The sequence below is a fragment of the Arsenicicoccus cauae genome (assembly GCF_043162025.1).
Taxonomy (GTDB): Bacteria; Actinomycetota; Actinomycetes; order Actinomycetales; family Dermatophilaceae; genus Arsenicicoccus; species Arsenicicoccus cauae.
Genome location: NZ_CP171001.1, coordinates 1,540,889 through 1,564,198 on the forward strand (window position 1 = coordinate 1,540,889; position 23,310 = coordinate 1,564,198).

Here is a 23,310-nt window from a genome sequence, read left to right on the forward strand (position 1 = left end):
GTGCCCGCCGTGGCGCCTCTCGACGAGGGGAATGGGGTGGGCGGGGTTGGTCGGAGTGGGCGAAGCGTCCGGGTGGGGCTAGCCCTGGGCGCGGAGCTCGGCGACCAGGGCAGCGGCCATGTCCTGACAGAACCCTCGAGGGTCCTCGTCGGCCGGGACCCGCTCGGGCACGACCCGGTGGGCGATCCCGGCCGCGACGAGCTGGGGCGCCGAGATGCGCTGGCGCTCGGTCATCTCGGGGGCGTGGTCGGGGGTGCCGTGGACGATCACCGAGGCACCCTCCGGCGGCAACGGGGACAACCACCCGTGCTGCGCCACGACGACGCGACGTGCGGGGAGCATCGCGAGCGCCCCGCCGCCGCATCCCTGCCCGAGCAGCAGCGCCACGCTCGGCACCGTGAGCTGGGTCATCTCCGCGATGCACCGGGCGATCTCACCCGCGAGCGCACCCTCCTCGGCGGTGACCGACAGGTCGGCGCCGGGGGTGTCGATGACCGAGACGAGGGGCAGCCCGAGCTCCTCGGCGAGGCGCATGCCGCGGCGGGCCGAGCGCAGGGCCGCCGGGCCCATGGACTGGCGGGCCTGGTTGCGGCGGTCCTGGCCCACGAGCACGCACGGGTCGCCGTCAAAGGACGCCAGGGCGAGCATGAGCCCTGCGTCGTGCTGACCCTCGCCCGTCCCGGAGAGGGGCAGGACCTCGTCCGCGGCATACCGGAGCAGCTCTCGCACGCCGGGACGACGAGGCGAGCGGGTGATCTCGACGGAGGTCCAGGCGTGGCCCGGGTCGGCGGGCGGCTCCCAGCGCGGGGCCGGTGGGGCGGGCAGGGTGCCCTGCCCGTCACGGCGGTGGGGGTGCAGCAGGCGCAGCACCCGTGCCGCGACGGTCGCGAGGTCCTCCGACGGGACGACCGCGTCGATGACGCCCTTGTCGACGAGGTTCTCGGCGAGCTGCACGCCCGTGGGGAAGGGCTGGCCGTTGAGCGCCTCGTAGACCTTGGGACCGAGGAAGCCCACCAGCGCGCCGGGTTCGGCGACGGTCACGTGGCCCAGGGACCCCCATGAGGCAAACACGCCACCGGTCGTGGGGTGCCGCAGGTAGACGAGGTAGGGCAGGGCGGCCGCCTTGTGGTCCACGATGGCGCGGGAGATCGTCACCATCTCGACGAAGGCGGGCGTGCCCTCCTGCATGCGGGTGCCCCCCGAGGCGGGCGCGGCGATCAGGGGCAGCCCCTCGGCGGTGGCCCGCCGCACCGCCGCCGTGATCCGCGCCGCGGTGGCCGCGCCGATCGAGCCGCCGAGGAAGCGGAACTCGCCGACGACGACGGCGACGGGCAACCCGTCGATCAGGCCCCGGCCGGTGAGCACGGCCTCGTCCACCCCGCTGCGCTCGGCGGCCGCGTCGAGCTCGGCGGCGTACTCGGGGGAGACGCCGTCCCGGTCGGGCGGCGTGTCCCAAGAGACGAAGCTGCCGGGCTCGAGGACGAGGCCGATCAGCTCACGGGCGCCGGGTCGCTGCGGCGTCATGGGAACTCCTTGGTCGGCGGGTGGCCACGCGATCGTGACGATAGTCAGGTCAGGCCTGCGAGACGCCGGTGATGCGGTGCAGCGTGAGGATCCTCTCGACGTTGCTCGTCCCCGCGGTGCCGTAGACCCGTCCGCCCTCCACGCGGCGGGGGTGGAACAGCAGCGTCGTCGCCACCCCGTCCGGGCCGGCGTGGCTGAGCCGCACGGGGTGGCGGTCGGCGACGGCCTCGCGCAGGACGCCGAGGACCACCGCCGGGTCCGTGCCGCCCGCCGCGTCCTCGTCGACCCGCCCGTCGGCCCTCCCGTCGACCCCCGCCTGCCCTGCGCGCAGCAGGGCGACCAGGTTCTCGGCATACGGCCGGTCGACGACGCTGGTGAGCGTGGGTGGGGAGGTGTGCCGCCGAGCAGGCGCGCGATGCGTGGAGCCGCGCGGCACGGCCACCACCCCGTCGGCGGTCTCCGCGACGGGCGCGAGGCCACGCTCGCGCAGGGTGGTGAGCAGCACGTCGCCGCCGACCGGGCTGACGAGCACCGTCGGGGCGATGCGCCGCAGACCGAGCAGGCCGAGGGCAGGGTCGGCGAGGATCGCGTCCAGGGTGACCGGGTCCTCGCTGCGGACGTATGACGACGCCGCCGCCACCCGGAGCCGGCCGTGGCGCCGGGTGGCGTCGTTGACGAGGTAGGTCAGGGGCTGCGGCACGGGCGTCGCGCTGGCTTCGGCGAGGGCGTCGAGGAGCTGCTCGGCGGTCCACCCGGCGTCGAGGGCGCGCAGGATCGAGCTCTCGGTGAAGCGGTGCACGGTGGCGCCGCCGCGGGACTCGACGTCCGCCGCGAGGCGCAGGAGCCGCGCCAGCTCGCCCTCGACCCGGCCGGGCGCGACCGCGGTGAGGTCGGCCTGCAGCAGGATCTCCTCGACGGGGGCGGGCAGGTGCGGGTGCATCGCCTCGGTCGCGGAGGTGAGGTCCGGCGGGGTGGAGGCGACCAGGCTGCGCCCGGCGCTGCCGAGGGCCCCCCGGCCGGTCAGGCCCAGCCACTCCGCCTCGCGGACGACGGCGGCGACGACCCGGTCCAGGTCGGCCACCCGGCGCAGCGGCCGGCGCCAGCGGAGACGCGCGACGAGCCCGTCGACGGTCGGGGCGGACCAGGGCGGCAGCTCGGCGAGATCGGCGAGGACGTCAGCCCGGAGCGCTCGCACGGGGGGCCAGTGCGCGTCCGGGGAGAGGGCGTTGATCGACGAACCTCCGCGCTCCGCGGGCGAACCCACGAGGTGCGGCGCCCGGCTCGACCGCAGCCACGCGTCCGCGAGGGCGGCCCAGCGCGCGGGCGGCTCCTGCTTCAGCCAGTCGTCGTAGCCCTCTGTCGGCGCCCACACCGGGTCGAGCCCGCCGTCGTCGGCGAGCAGCCCGGCGGCGTGCGCCACCTCCACGAGGAACGCCGCATGATCCACCGGCACGTCCAGGGACGACGCCAGGGCGCGCAGGTCACGCACGGCCAGGCCTCGCGTCCGCAGGACCCGCGGCGGGCGCTCGCCCCACTGCGTCGCCGTCTCGTCGACGAGACCCAGGAGCTCGCCGGCCGCGCCGCCGGCGACCTGGTCCACCAGGGCGGCCGGGCGGGGCGTGAGGGCGACCTGCGGGGGGTGCAGGGCCACGTCCTCGAGCAGCCGCCCGCCGCCCAGCATCGAGTCCGACGGCCCGGGGCCTGCGGGGCGGGGCCCGAGCAGCTCCGCCACGGTGCGGGCGACGCTGATGCGGTCGGTGGATCGCCATACGAGAGCGAGGGACTCGAGACGACACAGGATGTCGAGCAGGTCCTGGGAGCCACGGTCGGTCCCCAGCCGGGAGGCCGCCCGGTCGACGTCGGCCGGTGTCCCGGTCGCGAGCAGCGCCTCGAGGACCTGCAGGTGTGCGGTGTCCAGGCGCTCGAGCGCGCGCTGGATCGAGGCGCGGGTCCCGGAGCGGGCGGCGAGGGCGGTGATGTCCGTCGGCGCCGGGCGGGCGAGGTCGGGCCGGGCCACGAGCAGGGCGACGAGCTCGTCGTCCGAACGGCCGCGCAGGGCATCGGCGAGGCTGCGGGCGCGTGGCGCGTCGGGGCGGGGGGTCACCGTCCAACGTTAAGACCTGCCGGGGGCGGGGCCATCGACCTGGGGGACGAGGGCCGGTCGATGCCCTCGCCGGGGGCGGGGCGGCCACGTGAGGGAGGACCGCTGGTGGCGCGGACCGCACCGTTTGGCGCGCCATCCCTTGCCGCCGTCCGCGGGGGACACGAGACTGCGAGCCATGACGGCAACGACGCTCTCGTACACCTCCGGCACCTCCGACACCCCGCTGCTCGGGGAGACCATCGGCGACAACCTCGAGCGCACGGTGGCGCGCTTCGGGGACCGGCTGGCGCTCGTGGACGTGCAGAGCGGACGGCGCTGGACGTATGCCGAGCTCGACGCCGCCGTGGACGAGGTCGCCAAGGGCCTGGTCGCCGCGGGGCTCGAGCGCGGGGACCGGGTGGGCATCTGGTCGCCGAGCTGCCCGGAGTGGACGATCGTGCAGTACGCCACCGCCAAGGCGGGCGTCGTGCTGGTCAACATCAACCCCGCCTACCGCGCCCACGAGCTCGAGTACGTCGTCAAGCAGTCCGGCATGCGCATGGTCGTGAGCGCGGTGTCCTACAAGACCTCGATGTACCAGCAGATGCTCGAGTCGATCCGCCACGACTGCCCGGACCTCGAGCAGGTCGCCTACCTCGGCGAGGAGTCCTGGGAGCGGCTGCCCGCGTCGGGCGCCGCGGTGAGCGACGAGGACCTCGACGCGCGGATGGCGCAGCTGTCCGCCGACGACCCGATCAACATCCAGTACACCTCGGGGACCACCGGCTTCCCCAAGGGCGCGACGCTCTCGCACCACAACATCCTCAACAACGGCTACTTCGTCGGCGAGATGATCCGCTACACCGAGCAGGACGTCGTCTGCATCCCGGTGCCCTTCTACCACTGCTTCGGCATGGTGATGGGCAACCTCGCGTGCACCTCGCACGGCGCCGCCATGGTCATCCCCGCCCCGACCTTCGACCCGGTGGCGACGCTGGAGGCGGTGTCCCAGGAGGGCTGCACCAGCCTCTACGGCGTGCCGACGATGTTCATCGCCGAGCTCGGGCTGGCGGACTTCGACCGCTACGACCTGTCGACGCTGCGCACGGGGATCATGGCCGGCTCGCCGTGCCCGGTCGAGGTGATGAAGAAGGTCATCGACCGGATGAACATGGCCGAGGTGGCCATCAACTACGGCATGACCGAGACCTCGCCGGTGTCGACGTCGACGCGCACCGAGGACGACCTGCGCCGCCGCACCGAGACCGTCGGGAGGGTCATGCCGCACCTGGAGGTCAAGATCGTGGACCCGGCCACCGGCCTCACCGTCCCCCGAGGGCAGACCGGCGAGCTGTGCACCCGTGGCTACTCGGTGATGCTGGGCTACTGGGGCCAGCCGGACAAGACCGCCGAGGCCATCGACGCGGGCCGGTGGATGCACACGGGTGACCTGGCGACGATGGACGAGGACGGCTACTGCGCGATCGTCGGACGGATCAAGGACATGGTGATCCGCGGCGGGGAGAACGTCTATCCGCGCGAGATCGAGGAGTTCCTCTACACCCACCCCGACATCGCGGACGTCCAGGTGATCGGGGTCCCCGACAAGAAGTTCGGCGAGGAGCTCATGGCGTGGATCATCATGCGCGAGGGGGCGACGGCGCTGACCGTGGACGGCGTCCGGGAGTTCTGCACCGGACAGCTCGCGCACTACAAGATCCCCCGCTACGTGCACATCACCGACAGCTTCCCGATGACGGTCACGGGCAAGATCCGCAAGGTCGAGATGCGCGACCGGGCCGGCGAGCTCATCGACCAGGGGGTGACCGGCGACGTCCGGGGCGTCCTCGCCTAGGGTGGCGGGCATGAGCGAGCAGGTGCTGCCGAGCGGCGCGCAGTGGACCATCCGGCACGGCGACCTCGAGGCGGTGGTCACCGAGGTCGGAGCGACCCTGCGGTCGTGCACGTATGCCGGACGCCCGCTGGTCGCCGGGTCGCCGCAGGACGCGCCGGCCCTGCACGCGCGGGGCACCGTGCTGATCCCGTGGGTCAACCGGATCCGCGACGGGCGATACACGGTCGACGGCGTGGAGCGGCAGCTGGCCCTCACCGAGCCCGCCCGCCACAACGCCCTGCACGGCCTGGTGCAGTGGCTGCCGTGGGCGCCGGTGCACGTGGCGGACGACCGGGTGACCCTGGGTGCCCGCCTGCACCCGCAGCAGGGCTGGGACTGGACCCTGGACCTGCTGATGGGCTACCGCGTGGGCGACGACGGCCTCACGGTCACCCCCACCGTCACCAACCTCGCCAGCACGGCGGCGCCGCTCGGCGTCGGGGCCCACCCCTACCTGACGGTGGGGGAGGACCGGGTGGACGACCTCGAGATCCGGTGCCCCGCTGCGTCATACGTCGCCGTCGACCCCGAGCGTCTCCTGCTCGTCGGTGACACCGTCGCCGACAGCCTGCGGCCCGTCGACGGCACGCCCCAGGACCTGCGCGAGGCGACCGTGGGCGACCGGGAGCTCGACACCGCCATGACGGGCCTGGCCGCGGACGACGACGGGCGCTGGCGCATCACCCTCTCCCACAGGGGCCGCAGCACCACGCTGTGGGCCGACGCGCAGGCCTATCCCTGGACGCAGGTCTACACCGGTCACGACCTCCCCGAGGGCTACGCCCGCACGAGCGGCCTGGCGGTCGAGCCGCTGACCTCGGCGCCCGAGGCCTTCAGGACCGGTGAGGACGTCCTGCGCCTGGACCCGGGTCGCTCCTGGTCGGCCTCATGGGGCCTCACCCCCTGGTGAACCGTTAGCCTGGTGGGCAGGGCACGTGCTCACCAGGATGCACGCGCCCCGACGCCGACCCCGCACACGGGCCGGCCAACGACGAGATCGACACGAGGTGGACCAGTGCCAACGGGCAAGGTCAAGTGGTACGACACGGACAAGGGCTTCGGCTTCCTGGCCGACGACGAGGGGGGCGACGTCTTCGTCCACGCCAACGCCCTGCCCGAGGGGACGACCGCGCTCAAGCCTGGCACCCGCGTGGAGTTCGGGGTCATGGACGGGCGGCGGGGGGCGCAGGCCCTGTCGGTCACGGTCCTGGACCAGGCACCCTCGGTGGCGCGCAAGCTCCACGACAAGAAGCGCAAGCCGGCCGACGAGATGGTCGGCATCGTCGAGGACACCATCAGGCTGCTCGACGGGGCGTCCATGCAGCTGCGCAAGGGGCGCTACCCCGACGCGGCCGGTTCCGCCAGGCTCGCGGCCGCCCTGCGGGCGATCGCCGACACCTTCGACGGGAGCTGACCGATGGCCACCATCAAGCCCGACCCGACGCTGACCGCGGCGGTCGACCTCGCGCGTTCCGCCGCCGAGAGCATCGCCGAGGCCGGGGCCGTGGGCGACCACCTGGCCGTCGTGATGGAGGGCGAGCGGGTGGCGACGCACCAGTTTGCGTGCCTGTCGGCGGGATACCCCGACTGGCGGTGGTCCGTGACGGTCACCCGGGTCGCCCGCTCCAAGCACGTCACCGTCTCCGAGACCCACCTGCTCCCGAGCGAGACGAGCATCGTCTCTCCGCCCTGGGTGCCGTATGCCGAGCGCATCGCCCCCGGCGACCTCGGTCCCGGAGACATCAACCCCTATGTCGAGCAGGACCCCAACCTCGAGGCCGGCTTCGAGGCGACGGGGGACGAGGACGTCGACCAGATGGCGCAGTGGGAGCTGGGCCTCGGACGCAAGCGCGTGCTGTCGGCGGAGGGGCGCGAGGACGCAGCCCAGCGCTGGTACGACGGCGACAACGGCCCCACCGCCGAGGTCGCCGTCAAGGCTCCGGAGCGCTGCTCGTCGTGCGGGTACTTCCTGCCGATGGCCGGTGCCCTGCGCCGGTCCTTCGGGGTGTGCGCCAACGCCTGGTCCCCCTCGGACGGCCGCGTCGTCACCCTCGACCACGGCTGCGGCGCGCACAGCGAGGTCGACCTGCCTGCCCACGACCCCCGCCCGCTCGACCCGCCCGTGGTGGACGACCTGGCGGTGGACCTCGAGGTGGCGCACACCTCCGAGGTGACGGTGGCCGAGGCCCCGGGCGACGCGCCCACCGCCGAGGTGACGGTGGCTGAGATGACGGTGGCCGAGGCCCCGGAGGAGGCGCCGACCGCCGAGGTGACGGACGAGGCGTCCACCGCCCAGCCCGAGCCCGAGCCCGTGACCGAGGCCACGCCACCTGCCCCTCGTCGCGGCCGGCGCGGCTCGCGTCGTGCCGGCGCCCCCGCGGGCCCGGCGACGCCACGCACCGACCCGGCGACCGACGCGGCCGCCCAGCGGGTGGCCGAGCTCGTCGGCGACGCCTGAGCCGACCGCGCCCTGCGGTCCGCGCGCAACCAGCTGCTGCACTCCTGACCGCGTCCGTACGACGGGGTGTTGCGCCACAACGGAACTCGCGAGCCCCCAGCAGGGCGCGCTGCAGATGTGCAGCAGTTGTGCACGCTCCCGGACGACCCTCGGGCCGTCAGGCGCCCTTGTCGGCGCCACGCCCGCTGCGGACGTACGCCAGCCCCAGCACGCCGAGCGCGATCCCCGTCACGCATGCCCACGGCCACCAGGCGCGGGAGTCGAGGTGCAGGTCCGGGACGATCAGGACGACCAGGAGGGCGGCGACCCACAGCCAGGTGCCGAGCGCCACGACCCGGTCGGTGCGCACCCGCATCAGCGGCACTGTCGTCGGGTCGATGGGGCGGCGCTGCTCGGTCACGCCTCCAGGCTAGTGCCCGGGCCAGTAGCTCCCGCCCGGCGCGCGCAGGACGACCTCGGGCTCCACGGCGGCTCCTTGCCCGTGAGTGACTCGGGGGCACTGTGGGGTCGCGGCCCTGCCGGCGCAAGGCCTGGCCGGCGTGCGTCACCCGGGTACCGCCGCCGGGCGGTCACCTGGTGGCGCCGGCGCGGGCGGCATACGGCACGCCGGTAGGATCCGGGGACATGACGCAGGCCCCCTCCCGCACCCCTCGCAACGCGCCGCCCTCAGGCGGGCTCGACCGCTACTTCCGCATCACCGAGCGTGGTTCGTCGATCGGCCAGGAGGTGCGGGGCGGGATCGTCACGTTCTTCACGATGGCCTACATCGTCGTGCTCAACCCGCTCATCATCGGTACCGTCCCGGACTCGACCGGCGGCTTCCTCGGCGGGGGAGACCCGGACCGCGCGCGCATGCTCGTGGCCGCCGGCACCGCGCTGGTCGCCGGGCTCATGACGATCCTCATGGGTGTCGTCGCCAACTTCCCGCTGGCCCTCGCGACGGGGCTGGGGCTCAACGCCTTCCTGGCGTACGGCGTGGCCCAGATGCCGCAGATGACCTGGGCCGACGCGATGGGTCTGATCGTCCTCGAGGGCATCATCATCCTCGTGCTCGTGCTGACGGGCTTCCGCAAGGCGGTGTTCCACGCGATCCCCGCGCAGCTCAAGACCGCCATCTCGGTCGGCATCGGCCTGTTCATCACCCTGATCGGTCTGATCGACGCGGGCTTCGTGCGCAAGCCGAGCGGCCCCACCCCGGTCGAGCTGGGCATCGGCGGCTTCCTCAACGGGTGGCCGCTGCTGACCTTCGTCGTCGGGCTGTTCCTGATCGTCGCGCTCATGGTCAACCACGTGAAGGGCGCCATCCTCTACGGCATCGCCGGCGCGACGGTGCTCGCGATCGTCCTGGAGGCGGTGCTGCACATCGGCTCCCAGACCGGGCCCGGCGGCAAGGTCGTCAACCCCACCGGCTGGGGCCTCAACGTCCCGACCCTGCCCAAGAACCCCTTCGCCGTCCCCGACTTCGCGCTGCTCGGCCACTTCAACCTGCTCGGGTCGTTCAGCAAGATCGGGTTCGTCTCGGCGGCGCTGCTGGTCTTCACCCTGCTGCTCGCAGACTTCTTCGACACGATGGGGACGATGGTCGCCATCGGCGGCGAGGCCGGCCTGCTCGACGAGGAGGGCAACCCGCCCGGGTCGCAGCGCATCCTGGTCGTGGACTCCGTCGCCGCCATCGCGGGCGGGATGGGGTCGGTCAGCTCCAACACCTCCTACATCGAGTCCGCGGCCGGGGTGGGGGAGGGCGCCCGCACCGGGCTGGCCTCGGTGGTCACGGGTGTGATGTTCCTGCTGGCGACCTTCCTGTCCCCGCTGGTCGCGGTCGTCCCCTACGAGGCCGCGACGCCGGCGCTGATCGTCGTCGGCTTCCTGATGATGCAGCAGGTCACCGGGATCGACTGGGACGACATGGAGATCGCCATCCCGGCCTTCCTGACCATCGTCCTGATGCCCTTCTCCTACTCCATCTCGGTCGGCATCGGCGCGGGCTTCGTCGCCTACGTCGTCGTCAAGATCGCCCGCCGCAAGGCTCGCGAGGTCCACCCGCTGCTGTGGATCGTCGCCGCGCTGTTCGTCCTCTACTTCTGCATCACCCCCGTCAAGTCGGCCCTCGGCGTGCAGTAGCCGCGGGGCGGCGCACGGCCCCCCCGCTCGGCCACTGGTGGCCCCCGGCGGGGGGAGGCTCTCCACTAGGCTGAGTCGTATGACGCAGCTGACTCGCTCCCAGGTCGCGCAGATGGTGGACCACACCCTGCTCAAGCCCGAGGCCACGCACGAGGACGTCCGCGAGCTCGTGGCGGACGGCGAGCGGCTGGGGGTGTTCTCTGTGTGCGTCTCGCCGTCGATGCTGCCGCTGTCGACCACCGTCGCGGTGGCCGTGGTGTGCGGCTTCCCGAGCGGCAAGCACACCTCGGCCGTCAAGGCCGCGGAGGCCGCCGAGTCCGTGCGCCTCGGCGCCGCCGAGGTCGACATGGTCATCGACGTGGGCGCAGCCGTGGCAGGGGACTTCGAGGCGGTCGAGCGCGACATCGCCGCCGTCCGCGAGGCGACCCGCGGCGCCCTGCTCAAGGTCATCATCGAGTCCGCAGCCCTGACCGACGAGCAGATCGTCGGCACGTGCCAGGCGGCCGAGGCGGCGGGGGGCGACTTCGTCAAGACCTCGTCCGGCTTCCACCCGAGCGGCGGGGCGTCGGCGCACGCGGTCCGGCTCATGCGCGAGACCGTCGGTGACCGGCTGGGCGTCAAGGCGTCCGGCGGCATCCGCACGGCCGAGGCGGCCCGCGAGATGATCGAGGCGGGGGCCTCGCGCCTCGGCCTGTCCGGCACCGAGGCCGTGCTCGACGGCTTCCCCGCCTAGCCGACTCAGCCGGCTCAGCCGGCTCAGCCGTCATCCGGGCCGGGAATCAACGGCGATGGATCATCGTTAGCCAAGGTAATGAACTAGGCTAAGGAAACGATGACCCAGGACACGCTCACCGATCACTCGCCCGACCCCACCGAGGCCGACGACCTCGCCCACCTCGCCACCGACCTGCGCCTCGCCTGCCAGCGCATCAGCCGGCGCATCCGCTACGAGGGCACCCATGACATCGCGCCCCACCAGGCCAGCGTGCTCTTTCGGCTCGAGACCCCGCGCACCCCAGGGGAGCTCGCCGAGATCGAGCGCGTCAGCGCCCCCAGCATGACCCGCACCCTCGGGTGCCTCGTCGACGCCGGACTGGTGCGTCGTGAGCCCCACCCGACGGACGGGCGCCAGGTGCTCGTGTCGCTCACGCCCGAGGGCGAGGGGCTGGCCAGGGCGATCCGGAGGCGCCGCGACTCGTGGATGGCCGGCCGCCTCGAGGGGCTGACCCCCGAGCAGCGCGCAGTCCTCGCCGAGGCCGCCCCGCTGCTGCTGGAGGTGGCCGCCCGATGAGCACCACCTTCGCCTCGCTGCGCGTCCCCAACTACCGCACCTACTTCCTCGGCGGCCTCGTCTCCAACGTCGGCACCTGGATGGGCCGGGTCGCGCAGGACTGGCTGGTCCTGACCCAGCTGACCGACCACTCGGCGTCGGCGCTCGGCGTCGTGACCGGCCTGCAGTTCGCGCCGGTCGTGCTCCTCGCCCCCTGGGCCGGAGCCGCCGCCGATCGCTTCCCCAAGCGGACCATCCTGCTGTGGACCCAGGCCGCCCTCGGCCTCACTGCGGCCCTCACCTGGCTCCTCGTCGTGACCGGCACCGCGCAGCTATGGATGATCTACCTCCTCGCGCTCGCCCAGGGCGCCGCCGCGGCGCTCGACAACCCCACCCGGCAGGCCTTCGCGTCCGAGCTGGTCGGCCCCGACCTGATCGGCAACGCCGTCGGGCTCAACAGCGCCTCGTTCAACGCCGCCCGCCTGCTCGGACCGGCCGTGGCCGGCGTCGTCATCGGCGCCTGGGGCACCGGACCGGCCTTCGGCGTCAACGCCCTGTCCTTCGCGGCGGTCATCCTCAGCCTGACCCGGCTGCGCGTCTCCGACCTCCACCCGGCGCCCTTGCGACGCGGCGGAGGCGCCATACGGGAGGGGCTCGGCTATGTCCGGCGACGGCCGGACATCATGCTGCTCATGTTCATCGTGTTCATGCTCGGCACCTTCGGCATGAACTTCCAGCTCACGATGGCGCTCATGGCCACCACCGTGTTCGGTCGCGGCGCCGAGGAGTACGGCTTGCTGGGCTCGATCATGGCCATCGGGTCGCTGTCGGCGGCCCTGCTGTCGGCCCGCCGGGCTCAGCCGCGGCTGCGGGTGCTGCTGCTCGCGCTCGGCGGCTTCACCCTCGCCAGCGCCGCGGCGGCCTCTGCGCCGTCGTATGCCGCCTTCGCCCTCCTGCTGATCCCCTGCGGGCTGACCGCGCTCACCGTCATGACGACCGCCAACGCCTCGGTGCAGCTGTCCGTCGACCCTGAGATGCGGGGGCGCGTGATGGCCCTCTACATGGCGATCTTCATGGGCGGGACGCCGCTCGGTGCGCCCTTCATCGGCTGGGTCGGCGACACCTTCGGTGCCCGCTGGACGATCGGCGTCGGCGCCGTGGCCACCGGGATCGCGTGCCTCGCGGCCGTGGCCTACATCATGGTGTCGGACGGCGTGCGGTTGCGGCGCCGCCCCGGCAGCCGCAGGCTCGAGGTCGTGCACCCCGAGCAGCTCGAGCCCCACGACCACGACCTGGCAGAGGTGGTGACCCGATGACCCCGCGCGTGCGTCGCGCGGCGACGCTGATCGTGATCGCCGTGTGCCTGGCCCTCGCGGCCTACGGCTCGCTGGTCCGCTGAGCGGCTCCGCCGACCCCGGTCAGAGACGCTCGACGACGTGCTCGATCGCCCGCGTGAGGATCTCGACGTCGTCCGGCTCGACCGCCGGGAACATCGCGATCCGCAGCTGGTTGCGCCCGAGCTTGCGGTAGGGGTCGGTGTCGACGATCCCGTTGGCGCGCAGCACCGCTGACACGCGGGCGGCGTCGACGGTCTCGTCCAGGTCGATGGTGCCGACGACCTGCGAACGGGCGGCCGGGTCCGCCACGAACGGCGTCGCCCACGGCGTGCGCTCGGCCCACGCGTAGAGCCGCGAGGAGCTGTCGGCAGTGCGTCCCGCGGCCCACGGCAGGCCGCCCTGCGCGAGGAACCACCGGACCTGCTCCTCCATCATGGCGATGGTCGCGAGGGCGGGGGTGTTGTAGGTCTGGTCCTTGCGCGAGCTCTCGATCGCGGTCGTCAGCGACAGCGAGGCGGGGACCCACCGGTCGGTGGTGGCCAGCTCGTGCGCCCGCTCGACCGCGCGGGGGGACAGCACCGCCACCCACAGCCCACCGTCCGAGCCGAAGGACTTCTGCGGGGCGAAGTAGTAGACGTCGGCCTGGGACAGGTCCACCGGGAGGCCGCCCGCGCCGGAGGTGGCGTCGACCAGCACGAGGGCGTCCTCGTCGGCGCCCGCCACCCTCTCGACGGGCAGCATCACGCCGGTGGAGGTCTCGTTGTGGGGCCAGGCATAGGCGTCGACGCCCGCCTCGGCCACCGCCGCGGTCCGGGTCCCGGGCGCGGACTCGCGCACCGACGGCTCGGCCAGGTGCGGCGCCTCCCGCGTGACCTGCGCGAACTTGCTGGAGAACTCGCCGACCACGACGTGCTGCGCCCGCTCGCGCACCAGGCCGCCCGCGGCGACGTCCCAGAACGCCGTCGACCCGCCGTTGCCCAGCACGACCTCGTAGCCCTCGGGCAGCGCGAACAGGTCCGCCAGCCCCCGGCGCAGCGAGCCCACGACGTCACGGACGGGCGCTTGGCGGTGCGAGGTGCCGAGCCACGTGGTGGCGCCGGTGACGAGGCGCTGCACCTGGGCCTGGCGCACCTTGCTGGGGCCGGAGCCGAAGCGCCCGTCGGAGGGGAGCAGGTCGGGAGGCAGCAGGATCTCGGTGGTCACCCGGGCATCCTCCCAGCCGTATGCCGCGGCCGCGGGCGGGCCGCCGAGATCCGGACGGCGCCGTCAGGCCGGTCCGCCCTGGATGGGGACGTTCGTGCCCGCCCACCGAGCACGAACGTCCCCACTGTCGCGGTGGCGGGGCACGGGTCAGGCGGGGTCACCGGTGTCGACCTCGGCGAGGCGTCGTGGGGGCGGTCCGACATACCGCGCCGTGGGCCGGATCATGCGGCGGGCCCGCTGCTGCTCCAGGATGTGGGCGGACCAGCCGGCCGTGCGGCCGCACACGAACATCGGGGTGACGATGGTCGCGGGGACCTCGGCGAAGTCGAGCAGGACCGCGGCCCAGAACTCGACGTTGGTCGCGATGACCCGGTCGGGGTTGCGCGCGGCGAGGGCGGCGAGAGCGGTGGTCTCGAGCTCGCACGCGGCGGCGTAGTGCGGGGCGCCGAGGCGCCGGCAGGCCGCCTTGAGCACGTCGGCGCGCGGGTCGATGCCGCGATAGACGCTGTGGCCGAAGCCCATCATGCGTCCGCCCTCGGCCAGCACCGACCGGACCACGCGCTCGGCGGGCTCCCCGGACTCGACGTCCTCGAGCATCCACAGGACGCGGCGGGGGGCGCCACCGTGCAGGGGACCGCTCATCGCGCCGACGGCTCCGGACAGGCAGGCCGCGGCGTCGGCGCCCGTGGAGGCGATGACGCGTGCGGTGAGCGCCGAGGGGTTGAGGCCGTGCTCGGCCACGGTGACCCAGTAGCTGTCGATCGCCGCGACGTGCCGCGGGTCGGGGTCGCCGCGCCACCGGATCAGGAAGCGCTCGGCGATGGACCGGCCGCGGTCGACCTCGCGCTGGGGCACGGCGGGCAGGTCCTCGCCGCGCGCGGACTGCGCGATGAAGGACATCGCCATCACCGAGGCCCGGGCGAGGTCCTCGCGGGCCTGGGCCGCGTCGATGTCGAGCAGCGGGCGGAAGCCCCACACGGGCGCGAGCTGGGCCAGGGCGCTCTGGACGTCCACGCGCACGTCGCCCGTGCGCACCGGCAGGGGGAACGGCTCGGCGGGCGGCAGCCCGGGGTGCAGCGCCTCGTCGACGAGCAGCCCCCACACCTGCTCGAACGGCACGTGACCGACGAGCTCGCGCAGGTCGATGCCGCGGTAGCGCAGGATGCCGCCCTCCCGGTCGGCCTCCGCGATCTCGGTCACGACGTCGGCTGTGCCGGACACCTCGCGATCACCCGCCCGTGCGCCGGACCCTCGGCGCGAGGCGACGCCGGGGCGCGGGCCGGACGCGCTTGTCGAGGTCGTAGCCCTCGATCAGCGCCTGCAGCGTCTTCTTCCTGCTCGCCGGGTGCGATGCCACCGGGGTGTCGCCGTTGAACACGACGAACAGTCGCTGGTCCCCGTCGAAGACCGTGAGCACCGAGCCGTCGACGAGATGGTGGGCGTGCTCGAGGGCGCGCCGGCGGGCGTTGCTGCGGGCCACCTGCCGCTCGGCCAGCTCGCGCGCGGGCTCCTTGCCGTGCTTGACCGCCTCGTAGACGATCGGGCCGTACTTGACGCCGAGCTTGACCAGGTTGTTGACGGCGCCGACCTTGCCTCGTGCCATGGCGGACCTCCTCAGGACGCGGTGACCGGGTCAGCCTAGTCTCGGGGTATGACGGACAAGGACGTGCCCGACGCGCGCGGCGCCGGGGTGCAGGGCATCACCCGCGTCGACTACGTGGGGGAGGGGCTCGATGAGGCGACCCTCGAGGACAGCCCCTGGTCGCTGGCGTCGACCTGGCTGGCGGAGGCGGTGGCGCACGATGCGTCGAGCGGGGGCCGCACCGAGCCCGACTGCCTCGACCTCGCCACGGTCGACGCGGACGGCGTCCCCGACGTGCGGCCGGTCCTGATGAAGTTCTTCACGCCGGCAGGCCCCGGCTTCATCACCGACAGCGGCTCCACCAAGGCGCGCCAGATCGCGGTCCGCCCGCACGTGGCGGCGACGCTGCGCTGGTCTGCGCTCTACCGGGTGATCCGGTTCCGGGGGCTCGCGGTGCCGCTCGGCGGCGAGGAGCTCGAGGGCTACTGGCGCACCCGGCCGTGGGGCTCGCAGGTCAGCGCCTGGGCCTCCGAGCAGTCCGCCCCGGTCGGCGGCCGGGAGGAGCTGAGACGCCGGCATGCCGAGCAGGCCGCCCGGTTCACCCGGGACGGGCAGGAGGCGCAGATCCCCATGCCGCCGTCCTTCTGCGGGTGGCGGATCGCCTGCGACCACATCGAGTTCTGGGCGGGGCAGCCCTCGCGCCTGCACGACCGCATCGCCTACGGCAGGGTGGGGGAGGGCGACCTCGACGACGCCGCGTCCTGGCGGCGTCACCGCAAGATGCCCTGATCTGTCCGGACGCGCCCGTCTGGCCCGCGTGCGGCGGGCCGAGCCGTGGCGTGCGCGGCGCAAAGGACTTACACAGGCGCCCGTGGCAGGCTTGTCCCGTGACTGACCTGATCGACACGACCGAGATGTACCTCCGCACGATCTACGAGCTGGAGGAGGAGGGCGTCAAGCCGTTGCGCGCCCGCATCGCCGAGCGCCTCGGTCACGCCGGGCCCACGGTCTCGCAGACGGTCGCCCGCATGGAGCGGGACGGTCTCCTGCACGTCGCGGGCAGCCGCGAGATCGAGCTGTCCCCCGACGGCCGCCTGCGGGCGATGCGCGTGATGCGCAAGCACCGCCTTGCCGAGCGCCTGCTCCTCGACGTCATCGGCCTGGAGTGGGAGCACGTCCACGACGAGGCGTGCCGCTGGGAGCACGTCATGAGCGAGCGGGTGGAGCGCAAGATCCTGGCCCTCATCGGGGACGACCACGTCTCGCCGTACGGCAACCCCATCCCCGGGCTGGACGAGCTGGGGTCGGTCGGGACCGACGGCAAGGACCCCGGGCTCCTCCCGCTGCACTCCGTCGTGGGTGGTTCCCCGGATGGTTCCGTGACCTCGGTCACAGTCACCGTCCGTCGCATCGGTGAGCCGGTCCAGGTCGACCACGAGGCGCTGGGGCTCCTGACGGCGGCCGGTGCGCTGCCGGGCGGCCGCGTCCGGGTCACCTCCGAGGGCGACCGGGTGATCGTCGTTGGCGTGAGCTCCACGGACTCGCAAGGCGTTTCGCTCCCACTTGATGTCGCGAGCCATGTCTTCGTGGACACCGTGACGTCCGACTGAGAGTGGTTGTCGCACGCATGTGTGTCTGGTGCGGGCGCTAGCAGCCCTACACCGTCGCCGCGTCCGTGATTCATCTGGCTGTGATCTGAACGTGACAATCCCGGGGGTGTCCGTTACCTTCTTTCACGGCCCCTCTCCCCCTGGAGGGGCTGCAGCAGGAGACGCCGAGTCCTGTCACTTCTGCTGTTCTGCTTACTTCCGCTGACAGGAGCGGGGGACCCACCTTGGCGCGCAAGCGTCCCGGGGTGAAGCCACTCACGTGGCCGGGCGTCACACCTTTCCGCCCGAACCCGACAGCTAACTTCGTAGGCGTTCGAGAGGTCAATTGTGTCCATTCGCACCCCCGGTCGGCACCGCGCTGCCGACGTCACGTCCGCCAGTCTCCTGATCAAGGCCGCCAAGCACGCCGCCGCCCCGGCCACCAAGGTCGCGGGTGTGGTTGCCGCCTCCGGTGGCATGGTCATCGCCGCGTCGATGCCTGCCACGGCTGCCCCGACCGCTGCCGCTGCTCCGGTCAGCGTCGCTGCCCCCTCCGTCGCCGCCGTCGGCCAGCTCGGCCGCGTCTCGCTCGCCGGGGTCAAGAAGTCCAAGCTCAAGAAGGTCCGCGGCACCGTCACCAAGCGCACCGCCGTCAAGCGCAAGAAGGCCACGGTCAAGCGCAAGCGCTACACCACCAAGCGCAAGTACACCCGCACCTCGCGCACCTACCGTCGCACCGCGGTGCGACGCGTCAACCGCACCTACACCCGCGCCTCCCGCACCGCCGTGCGCCGCACCGTCGCGCGCAAGGTCGTCAAGAAGGCCGCGAACCCAGCTCCCCGCGCCGTCGCCGGCGGTGGCGTGCTCCGCACCGCCGCGAGCCTGTCCGGCATCTACTACCGCTACGGCGGCACCACCAGGGCCGGCTTCGACTGCTCGGGCTTCACGAGCTATGTCTTCCGCGCCAACGGCAAGTCCATCCCGCGCACCGCTGCCGCTCAGCAGCGCGCGACCCGTCGCGTGTCCTCCCCGCAGCCCGGCGACCTCGTGTTCTTCGGCTCCCCGGCCTTCCACGTGGGCATCTACGCCGGCGGCGGCATGATGTACGACTCGCCGCGCACCGGCCGCACCACGGGCCTGCACAAGATCTGGAGCAAGAACGTGAGCTACGGCCGCGCCTGATCGGTCGAGCCCTCTCGAGCAGCACGACGAAGCCCCCTCCGCCTCGGAGGGGGCTTCGTCGTGCTGCTCGCCGATCCCCCCTGTCGGCGCCGGAGGCGCCGGGCACGCTGCGTCCCCCCGGCGCAGCGTGCCCGGCCCCTGCCGTGTAGTCACCAGTCTGCCGGGCCAGGCGCGGGCGCGCATCAACCTTTGGTCGGGATACGCCTACGACCCAGGTCGTAGGCTCCGGCGACCTCTCTGGGGACGAGCGCTGCTCCGGCCGGCCGGGCTCGAGGCCTTGTCGGCCATGACCGCGGCCAGGGTGGTCCGGGGCCGTCCGTGCCCGACGCGTGTGACCCTGCCTTTGCCCGGGACCGGGGAGCCCCATGATCGGCCGGCCGTTGCCGTCACAGAGCTGGTGGACCTTGGTCGACAGGCCCCCGCGGGAACGACCGACCGCGTGATCGTCAGGCTCGACGAGCAGATTCTTGTGATTCGCGCCCATGGGTGGTCCGCTGCGCCTCAACAACTGGCGGCGGCGGGTCTTCGACCCTGCCCTCGACTGGGCGGGCCTGACCGACCTCACCCCGCACGACCTCAGGCACACGGCGGCCTCGCTGGCGATCGCGGCCGGGGCCAACGTCAGGGCGGTGCAGCAGATGCTCGGGCACGCCTCGGCGGCCATGACCCTGGACGTCTACGCCGGGTTGTTCCCTGACGACCTCGATGCGGTCGGACGGGCTCTCGACGGGCTGGCCCTGCGCACTGGTGTGCCACAACATGCCACAGTGCCGTCCCAGGCCCTCGATGTGCTAACGATCGACCCTAGAAAAGGGCTCTGAACTGCGGTGATGTGCTGTGCCCCCGAATGGATTCGAACCATCGACACCCGCTTTAGGAGAGCGGTGCTCTATCCCCTGAGCTACGAGGGCGGGGGTGGCGGCAGCGCCGGCCACGGGCACCTATCTTGTCATGGCCGCGGGCGGGGCGCGGACAGCGTCCGGGGTGGTTCGTCATACGACGCCGCCCGAGGGGTATTGATCGAGCCAGCGGAGGTGGCCCCGGGGCGGACACGGAGGGTGAGATCGAGAAGGGTGTGATGTGTCAAGAGGGCGAACTTCGGCCCTGGTTACTCGCCAGTCTTGACCTTTGGCGTCTCATTGCTGATCATTCAACTAGCGGGGCGCATGATTCTCTCCCCCTGCATCATGCGCACCGCCACCATCTTCGGACCACACGCCGCCGCCTCGTTATCCTTGGCCGGTGACCTCAGCACCGCCCGCCGCCACCCCGCCCGCCGACGTGCCGGACCCGGTGGCCGCGGCCGTCGCCCGCTGGCGTCGCGAGCTCGTCGAGGCGGGCGGACCCAACTCCCTGCTGTGGCGCCCCGCGGACCAGCGCGGCCGGCTCGAGCTGACCCACGCTCACCCGGCCGGGCTGGCGATCTTTCTCTCGGGGCGCGACGCCAAGCTGTCCGACCTGCACCGCGAGCCACGGGCGCTGGCCGAGGCCGTCGTGGCGGCACGCCGCCTGCGCGCGACCGCCGAGGACCTGTGGGAGCAGCGGGGACTCGCCACCTGCTTCCTGGCTGCCGGTATGGCGACCTGGCAGACCTCCGGCGGGGCCGGGCGAGTGCCCAGCGCCCCCGTCTTCCTGCGTCCGTGCGAGCTGCGCCCCCGCGACCTGGCCCAGACCGACTTCGACCTGGTGGTCAGCCGCACCGTCGAGCTCAACCCGGCGCTGGTCGAGCTGGTCCGGGCCGAGCTGGGGGTGGAGCTCGACGGGCGTGGGCTGGCCGAGTCCTCCTGGGGGCGCAACGGGTTCGACCCCGAACCGGCCTATCGCGAGCTGCTCCGTCGGTGCTCGGGACTACCCGGCTTCACCATCGAGCGGCGTCTCGGGGTCGCGCTCCTTCCCTACGCCAAGCTCGGGATGGTCGCCGACCTCGCCGGGACGACGGTGGCCGAGCACGCGGTGGTGCGGGCCCTCGCCGGTGACCCCGCCGCGCTGCGTCCACCGACCGGCGAGCCCGCGGCCGGAGTGTCCCTGCCGCTGGTCCTGCCGGTCGACGAGCACCAGCGGGCGGCCCTGGAGGCCATCGGCGCGGGCGACGACGTCGTGGTGCAGGGTGCACCCGGCACCGGGATGACCCAGGTCGTCGCCGCTGCCGTCGCCGGGCTGGCCGGTCAGGGCCGAAGCGTCCTGCTCGTGTCGCACGCCCGGTCCGCGATCACGGCCGTGCAGGAACGTCTCGCGCAGGCGGGGCTCGACCTCGTCGTCGAGGCGCACGACGGACCCGACCTGCGGCACGAGCACGAGCCGCTCACGGCCGCGACGCCGGCCGAGCCCGTGCAGGCGACGGCCGCGACGACCCGCGACCACCACGCCGTCACCGAGCGGCTGCAGGGACACCTCGTCGCCCTCCACCAGGCCCGACACCCGTGGGGCGTCAGCGCGTTCCAGGCGCAGGGGGCCATGGTCGAGCTGAGCCAGGTCGATCCGCCGCCGCGATCTCGCGTCCGGCTCGCCGGCGACGACCTCGCCCACCTCACCCCGCAGCGGCTCGACGTCGCCACCCGTGAGCTGGTGCAGGTCGCCGAGGACGGCGCGTGGCTCACGCATCAGGGCGCCGACCCGTGGCGCGCGGCTCGCATCACCACCCCCGCCGAGGCGGACGCCGCCCTCGCCGCGTGCGAACGGCTCGACGGCGACCGCGGCCTCACCCGCCTGACCAGCCTGGTCGACGCCCTGTGCCGCGAAGTCGGTCTGCCGCGCGCGAGCTCGGTGCGGGGCCTGGGCCAGGACCTGGACCTCGTGTCGGGCGTGCGCGCGACCCTCGACGCGTTCGTCCCGGAGGTCTTCGACGCGCCGCTGCCGGAGATGCTGGCGGCCACGTCCACGGCATACCGCACGGAGCACGACACCGGCGTCGGCCCGTGGCGTCGTCAGGGCCTGCGGCGCGACGCCCGGCGGCTGGTGCGCCCCGGTCCCGGGCCGACCGACCTGCACGACGCGCTCGCGACGGCCCACGACCAGGTCACCCGGTGGCGCGAGCGGGCGGGCGCCGCGAGCCGTCCCACCGTCCCGCACGGGATCGACGAGGCCCGCGCCGCGCACCGCGCCGTGGTCGCCGACCTGGAGGCGCTCGAGCCGGTCCTCGCGACAACCGTCGACGGCGCCGGGTTGCTGGACCTGCCCGTCGAGACGGCTCTCGCCCGCGTGCGCGAGCTCCTGCGCGGACGGCGACGCCTCGCCGTGCTGCCGCTGGTGACCACGACGCTGGACGGGCTGCGGGCCCAGGGGCTGGGGCCGCTCGTCGAGGACCTGGCGGCCCGCCGCGTCCCCGCCGCGCAGGTGGCCTCTGAGGTGCGTCACGTGTGGTGGAGCTCCGTCCTCGACGAGGTGCGCCGCACGGACCCGCACTACGGAGCGCACGACGGCACCGCCCTCGACGCCGACGCCGCGGGGCTGCGCCGGCTCGACGCCCTGGCCCTTCGCGAACGCGCCGCCGCCGTCGCCACCGCGGTCGGGGACGCCCGCCCCTGCTGGGCGACCAGCCCGCACGAGGTCGCGTCCCTCCTGCCCGTCGGCGTCGCCGTGGACACCGTGATCGTGCTCGAGGCGTCCCAGCTGTCCGTGGCGCAGGCCGTGTCGGCCCTCAGTCGTGGTCGGCAGGTCGTTGTCTGCGGGGATCAGCACCAGCTGCCCCCCGGCGACGTGAGCGTGACCGTGCCCGATCCGGCCCGCCGCGACGACGACGTGCAGGCCGACCAGCGGGCGACCTCTGTGCTCTCGTCCCTCGCCGAGATCCTGCCGGTGCACACCCTCGCGACCGCCCACCGCGGCGTCGACGACCGCGTCGCGCTGGCCGTCGACCGCCGGCTGCACGGCCAGGACCCCGTGGTCGTGCCGCTCGCGTCCACCGCGCCCCGGGTGCAGCTCGAGCTGGTGGACCAGGACCGTATGCCGCAGCCGCCGCGTGGCGAGGCCCCCGTCACGACCGCGGCCGAGGTGGACCGCGTCGTGCGGCTCGTGGTGGCGCACGCCCGCAGCACCCCCGAGCGCTCGCTCGGTGTCGTCACCTTCGATCCCGCGCACGCGGACGCCATCACGGCGGGGCTGCGCCAGCAGTTGGCGAGCCTCGACCTGACCGACGCGTCGCGCAGGTTCTTTGCCGGGTCGGCGCGAGAGCCCTTGTGGATCAAGCCTGTCGACCAGGTGCAGGGCCGGACCCGGGACGACGTGATCGTCGCGGTCGGCTACGCGCTCGACGAGGCCGGACAGGCGGGGCACCGGTTCGGCGCCCTGGCGCTGGGGGCGGGGGAGCGGCGGGCCGCCCTCGCGGTGACGCGGGCCCGGCAGCGGCTCGTCCTCGTGTCCTCCGTGACGGCCGAGCAGCTGCGGCAGGTGGGGGCGGGAAGCGCCGGCGTGGAGCTGCTCGCCGAGGTGCTGCAGCTGGCCGGGATGCCGGCGGGGCCCGTCCCCTCGCTGGGCGGCCTGAGCGATCCCGTCACCCGTGAGCTCGCCGGCCGGCTGCGGCAGGCCGGACTTGCGGTGACCGAGCGCGCGGGCCGCGGCGCGGGTGCCGTCGAGCTGGCCGTGCGCGACCCCCGCGCCGTGCGTGGTGTCGCCCTGGCGGTGGAGTCGGACGGTGTGGACTACGCCCGCGGTGGCGGGCCGGTCGACCGCGACGTCCTGCGGCCGGAGCTCCTGCGCCGGGCCGGGTGGGAGCCGCTGCGCGTGTGGACCGCCGACGTGTTCACCGCCCCGGAGCGCGTCGTCGCCCGGATCGTCGACGCGGCCCACGGACGCTGGGACGACGGCTCGGAGGCTCGTGATGCCCGGGCGAAGGCTCGTGACGCGGGCTCGGACGAGGCCCGACGGTGACGCGCCGGCACCGTCGGGTGGACGCCCCCGGCACGGGGTCTGCGGCGAGGGCGCCCCTGGGCGAGGCCGAGCCCCGCCTCCCGCCGGCCACGCAGGAGAACCCGCCCCCCTCCACCGCAGCGCGGCGCCGCTCCGACGCGCCTCGCGAGGACGCCCATGACCGGTGGCTGCGGGAGCAGCGTCCCCCGCACTGGGAGTAGG

19 protein-coding genes, 1 tRNA gene and 1 riboswitch are annotated in these 23,310 nt (G+C 73.7%); of the genes, 13 read left to right on the forward strand and 7 right to left on the reverse strand.

The features are described from left to right. Nucleotides 1–78 precede the first annotated feature (78 nt). Together ACF3NS_RS07275 and ACF3NS_RS07280 are read right to left on the reverse strand one after the other, a co-directional pair. Nucleotides 79–1,524, reverse strand: coding sequence for a carboxyl transferase domain-containing protein (locus ACF3NS_RS07275; RefSeq protein ID WP_392468892.1), 1,446 nt, complete (start codon nucleotides 1,522–1,524; stop codon nucleotides 79–81). A gap of 49 nt (nucleotides 1,525–1,573) precedes the next feature. Further along, nucleotides 1,574–3,628: a helicase-associated domain-containing protein gene (locus tag ACF3NS_RS07280; protein WP_392468895.1), complete on the reverse strand. Its 2,055-nt coding sequence runs from the start codon at nucleotides 3,626–3,628 to the stop codon at nucleotides 1,574–1,576. A 175-nt stretch (nucleotides 3,629–3,803) separates the two neighbouring features. On the opposite strand from ACF3NS_RS07280, the gene ACF3NS_RS07285 reads away from it, so the two are divergent. The 4 genes from ACF3NS_RS07285 to ACF3NS_RS07300 all read left to right on the forward strand — a co-directional run bounded on the left by ACF3NS_RS07285 (nucleotide 3,804) and on the right by ACF3NS_RS07300 (nucleotide 7,959). After that, the gene (locus ACF3NS_RS07285; RefSeq protein WP_392468898.1) at nucleotides 3,804–5,462 is read left to right on the forward strand and encodes an AMP-binding protein; all 1,659 of its coding nucleotides are present in this window, start codon (nucleotides 3,804–3,806) and stop codon (nucleotides 5,460–5,462) included. 10 nt (nucleotides 5,463–5,472) lie between these two features. Next, nucleotides 5,473–6,411 (forward strand): aldose 1-epimerase family protein, encoded by a 939-nt coding sequence (locus ACF3NS_RS07290; protein WP_392468900.1) that lies wholly within the window; start codon nucleotides 5,473–5,475, stop codon nucleotides 6,409–6,411. A 105-nt stretch (nucleotides 6,412–6,516) separates the two neighbouring features. Then, entirely contained in the window at nucleotides 6,517–6,915 is a 399-nt protein-coding gene (locus tag ACF3NS_RS07295) for a cold-shock protein (RefSeq protein ID WP_288799737.1), read from the forward strand. A 3-nt stretch (nucleotides 6,916–6,918) separates the two neighbouring features. Next, nucleotides 6,919–7,959, forward strand: coding sequence for a DUF3027 domain-containing protein (locus tag ACF3NS_RS07300; protein WP_392468901.1), 1,041 nt, complete (start codon nucleotides 6,919–6,921; stop codon nucleotides 7,957–7,959). Nucleotides 7,960–8,116: 157 nt separating this feature from the next. Here ACF3NS_RS07300 and ACF3NS_RS07305 read toward each other — a convergent pair whose 3' ends face one another. After that, complete coding sequence (locus tag ACF3NS_RS07305; RefSeq protein ID WP_288800186.1) at nucleotides 8,117–8,359, reverse strand: DUF2530 domain-containing protein; 243 nt, start codon at nucleotides 8,357–8,359, stop codon at nucleotides 8,117–8,119. Between the two features lie 224 nt (nucleotides 8,360–8,583). On the opposite strand from ACF3NS_RS07305, the gene ACF3NS_RS07310 reads away from it, so the two are divergent. The 4 genes from ACF3NS_RS07310 (at nucleotide 8,584) to ACF3NS_RS07325 (ending at nucleotide 12,666) form a co-directional block, all read left to right on the forward strand. Beyond that, entirely contained in the window at nucleotides 8,584–10,080 is a 1,497-nt protein-coding gene (locus tag ACF3NS_RS07310) for an NCS2 family permease (RefSeq protein ID WP_392468904.1), read from the forward strand. 79 nt (nucleotides 10,081–10,159) lie between these two features. Next, nucleotides 10,160–10,813 (forward strand): deoxyribose-phosphate aldolase, encoded by a 654-nt coding sequence (gene deoC / locus ACF3NS_RS07315; RefSeq protein WP_154592293.1) that lies wholly within the window; start codon nucleotides 10,160–10,162, stop codon nucleotides 10,811–10,813. 99 nt (nucleotides 10,814–10,912) lie between these two features. Further along, nucleotides 10,913–11,371 (forward strand): MarR family winged helix-turn-helix transcriptional regulator, encoded by a 459-nt coding sequence (locus tag ACF3NS_RS07320; protein ID WP_289032721.1) that lies wholly within the window; start codon nucleotides 10,913–10,915, stop codon nucleotides 11,369–11,371. Further along, nucleotides 11,368–12,666: an MFS transporter gene (locus ACF3NS_RS07325; protein ID WP_392468908.1), complete on the forward strand. Its 1,299-nt coding sequence runs from the start codon at nucleotides 11,368–11,370 to the stop codon at nucleotides 12,664–12,666. Before ACF3NS_RS07320 ends, ACF3NS_RS07325 begins: the two co-directional genes overlap by 4 nt. A gap of 102 nt (nucleotides 12,667–12,768) precedes the next feature. On the opposite strand, the gene serC is transcribed toward ACF3NS_RS07325, so the two are convergent. The 3 genes from serC to ACF3NS_RS07340 all read right to left on the reverse strand — a co-directional run bounded on the left by serC (nucleotide 12,769) and on the right by ACF3NS_RS07340 (nucleotide 15,493). After that, nucleotides 12,769–13,890: a phosphoserine transaminase gene (gene serC / locus ACF3NS_RS07330; protein ID WP_392468910.1), complete on the reverse strand. Its 1,122-nt coding sequence runs from the start codon at nucleotides 13,888–13,890 to the stop codon at nucleotides 12,769–12,771. Between the two features lie 147 nt (nucleotides 13,891–14,037). Further along, nucleotides 14,038–15,111, reverse strand: a complete 1,074-nt coding sequence (locus ACF3NS_RS07335) for a citrate synthase 2 (RefSeq protein ID WP_392468913.1) — start codon at nucleotides 15,109–15,111, stop codon at nucleotides 14,038–14,040. 7 nt (nucleotides 15,112–15,118) lie between these two features. Then, entirely contained in the window at nucleotides 15,119–15,493 is a 375-nt protein-coding gene (locus tag ACF3NS_RS07340) for a hypothetical protein (RefSeq protein WP_392468916.1), read from the reverse strand. A gap of 48 nt (nucleotides 15,494–15,541) precedes the next feature. On the opposite strand from ACF3NS_RS07340, the gene ACF3NS_RS07345 reads away from it, so the two are divergent. From ACF3NS_RS07345 to ACF3NS_RS07360, 4 genes are all read left to right on the forward strand, one after another. Further along, nucleotides 15,542–16,261, forward strand: coding sequence for a pyridoxal 5'-phosphate synthase (locus tag ACF3NS_RS07345; RefSeq protein WP_392468917.1), 720 nt, complete (start codon nucleotides 15,542–15,544; stop codon nucleotides 16,259–16,261). Nucleotides 16,262–16,359: 98 nt separating this feature from the next. Further along, nucleotides 16,360–17,082: a metal-dependent transcriptional regulator gene (locus ACF3NS_RS07350; RefSeq protein WP_392468919.1), complete on the forward strand. Its 723-nt coding sequence runs from the start codon at nucleotides 16,360–16,362 to the stop codon at nucleotides 17,080–17,082. 179 nt (nucleotides 17,083–17,261) lie between these two features. Further along, nucleotides 17,262–17,409, forward strand: a riboswitch (cyclic di-AMP (ydaO/yuaA leader). After that, nucleotides 17,410–18,243, forward strand: a complete 834-nt coding sequence (locus tag ACF3NS_RS07355) for an NlpC/P60 family protein (RefSeq protein WP_311966378.1) — start codon at nucleotides 17,410–17,412, stop codon at nucleotides 18,241–18,243. It abuts the riboswitch before it with no gap. Nucleotides 18,244–18,725: 482 nt separating this feature from the next. Further along, on the forward strand, nucleotides 18,726–19,064 hold the full coding sequence (locus tag ACF3NS_RS07360) for a tyrosine-type recombinase/integrase (protein ID WP_392468921.1): 339 nt from the start codon (nucleotides 18,726–18,728) through the stop codon (nucleotides 19,062–19,064). Between the two features lie 17 nt (nucleotides 19,065–19,081). Here the strand turns inward: ACF3NS_RS07360 and ACF3NS_RS07365 are convergent. Next, nucleotides 19,082–19,154 (reverse strand) — tRNA-Arg (locus ACF3NS_RS07365). A 331-nt stretch (nucleotides 19,155–19,485) separates the two neighbouring features. Between ACF3NS_RS07365 and ACF3NS_RS07370 the strand changes: the two genes are divergently transcribed. Continuing rightward, nucleotides 19,486–23,109, forward strand: a complete 3,624-nt coding sequence (locus ACF3NS_RS07370; protein ID WP_392468923.1) for a DUF4011 domain-containing protein — start codon at nucleotides 19,486–19,488, stop codon at nucleotides 23,107–23,109. Nucleotides 23,110–23,310: the final 201 nt, after the last annotated feature.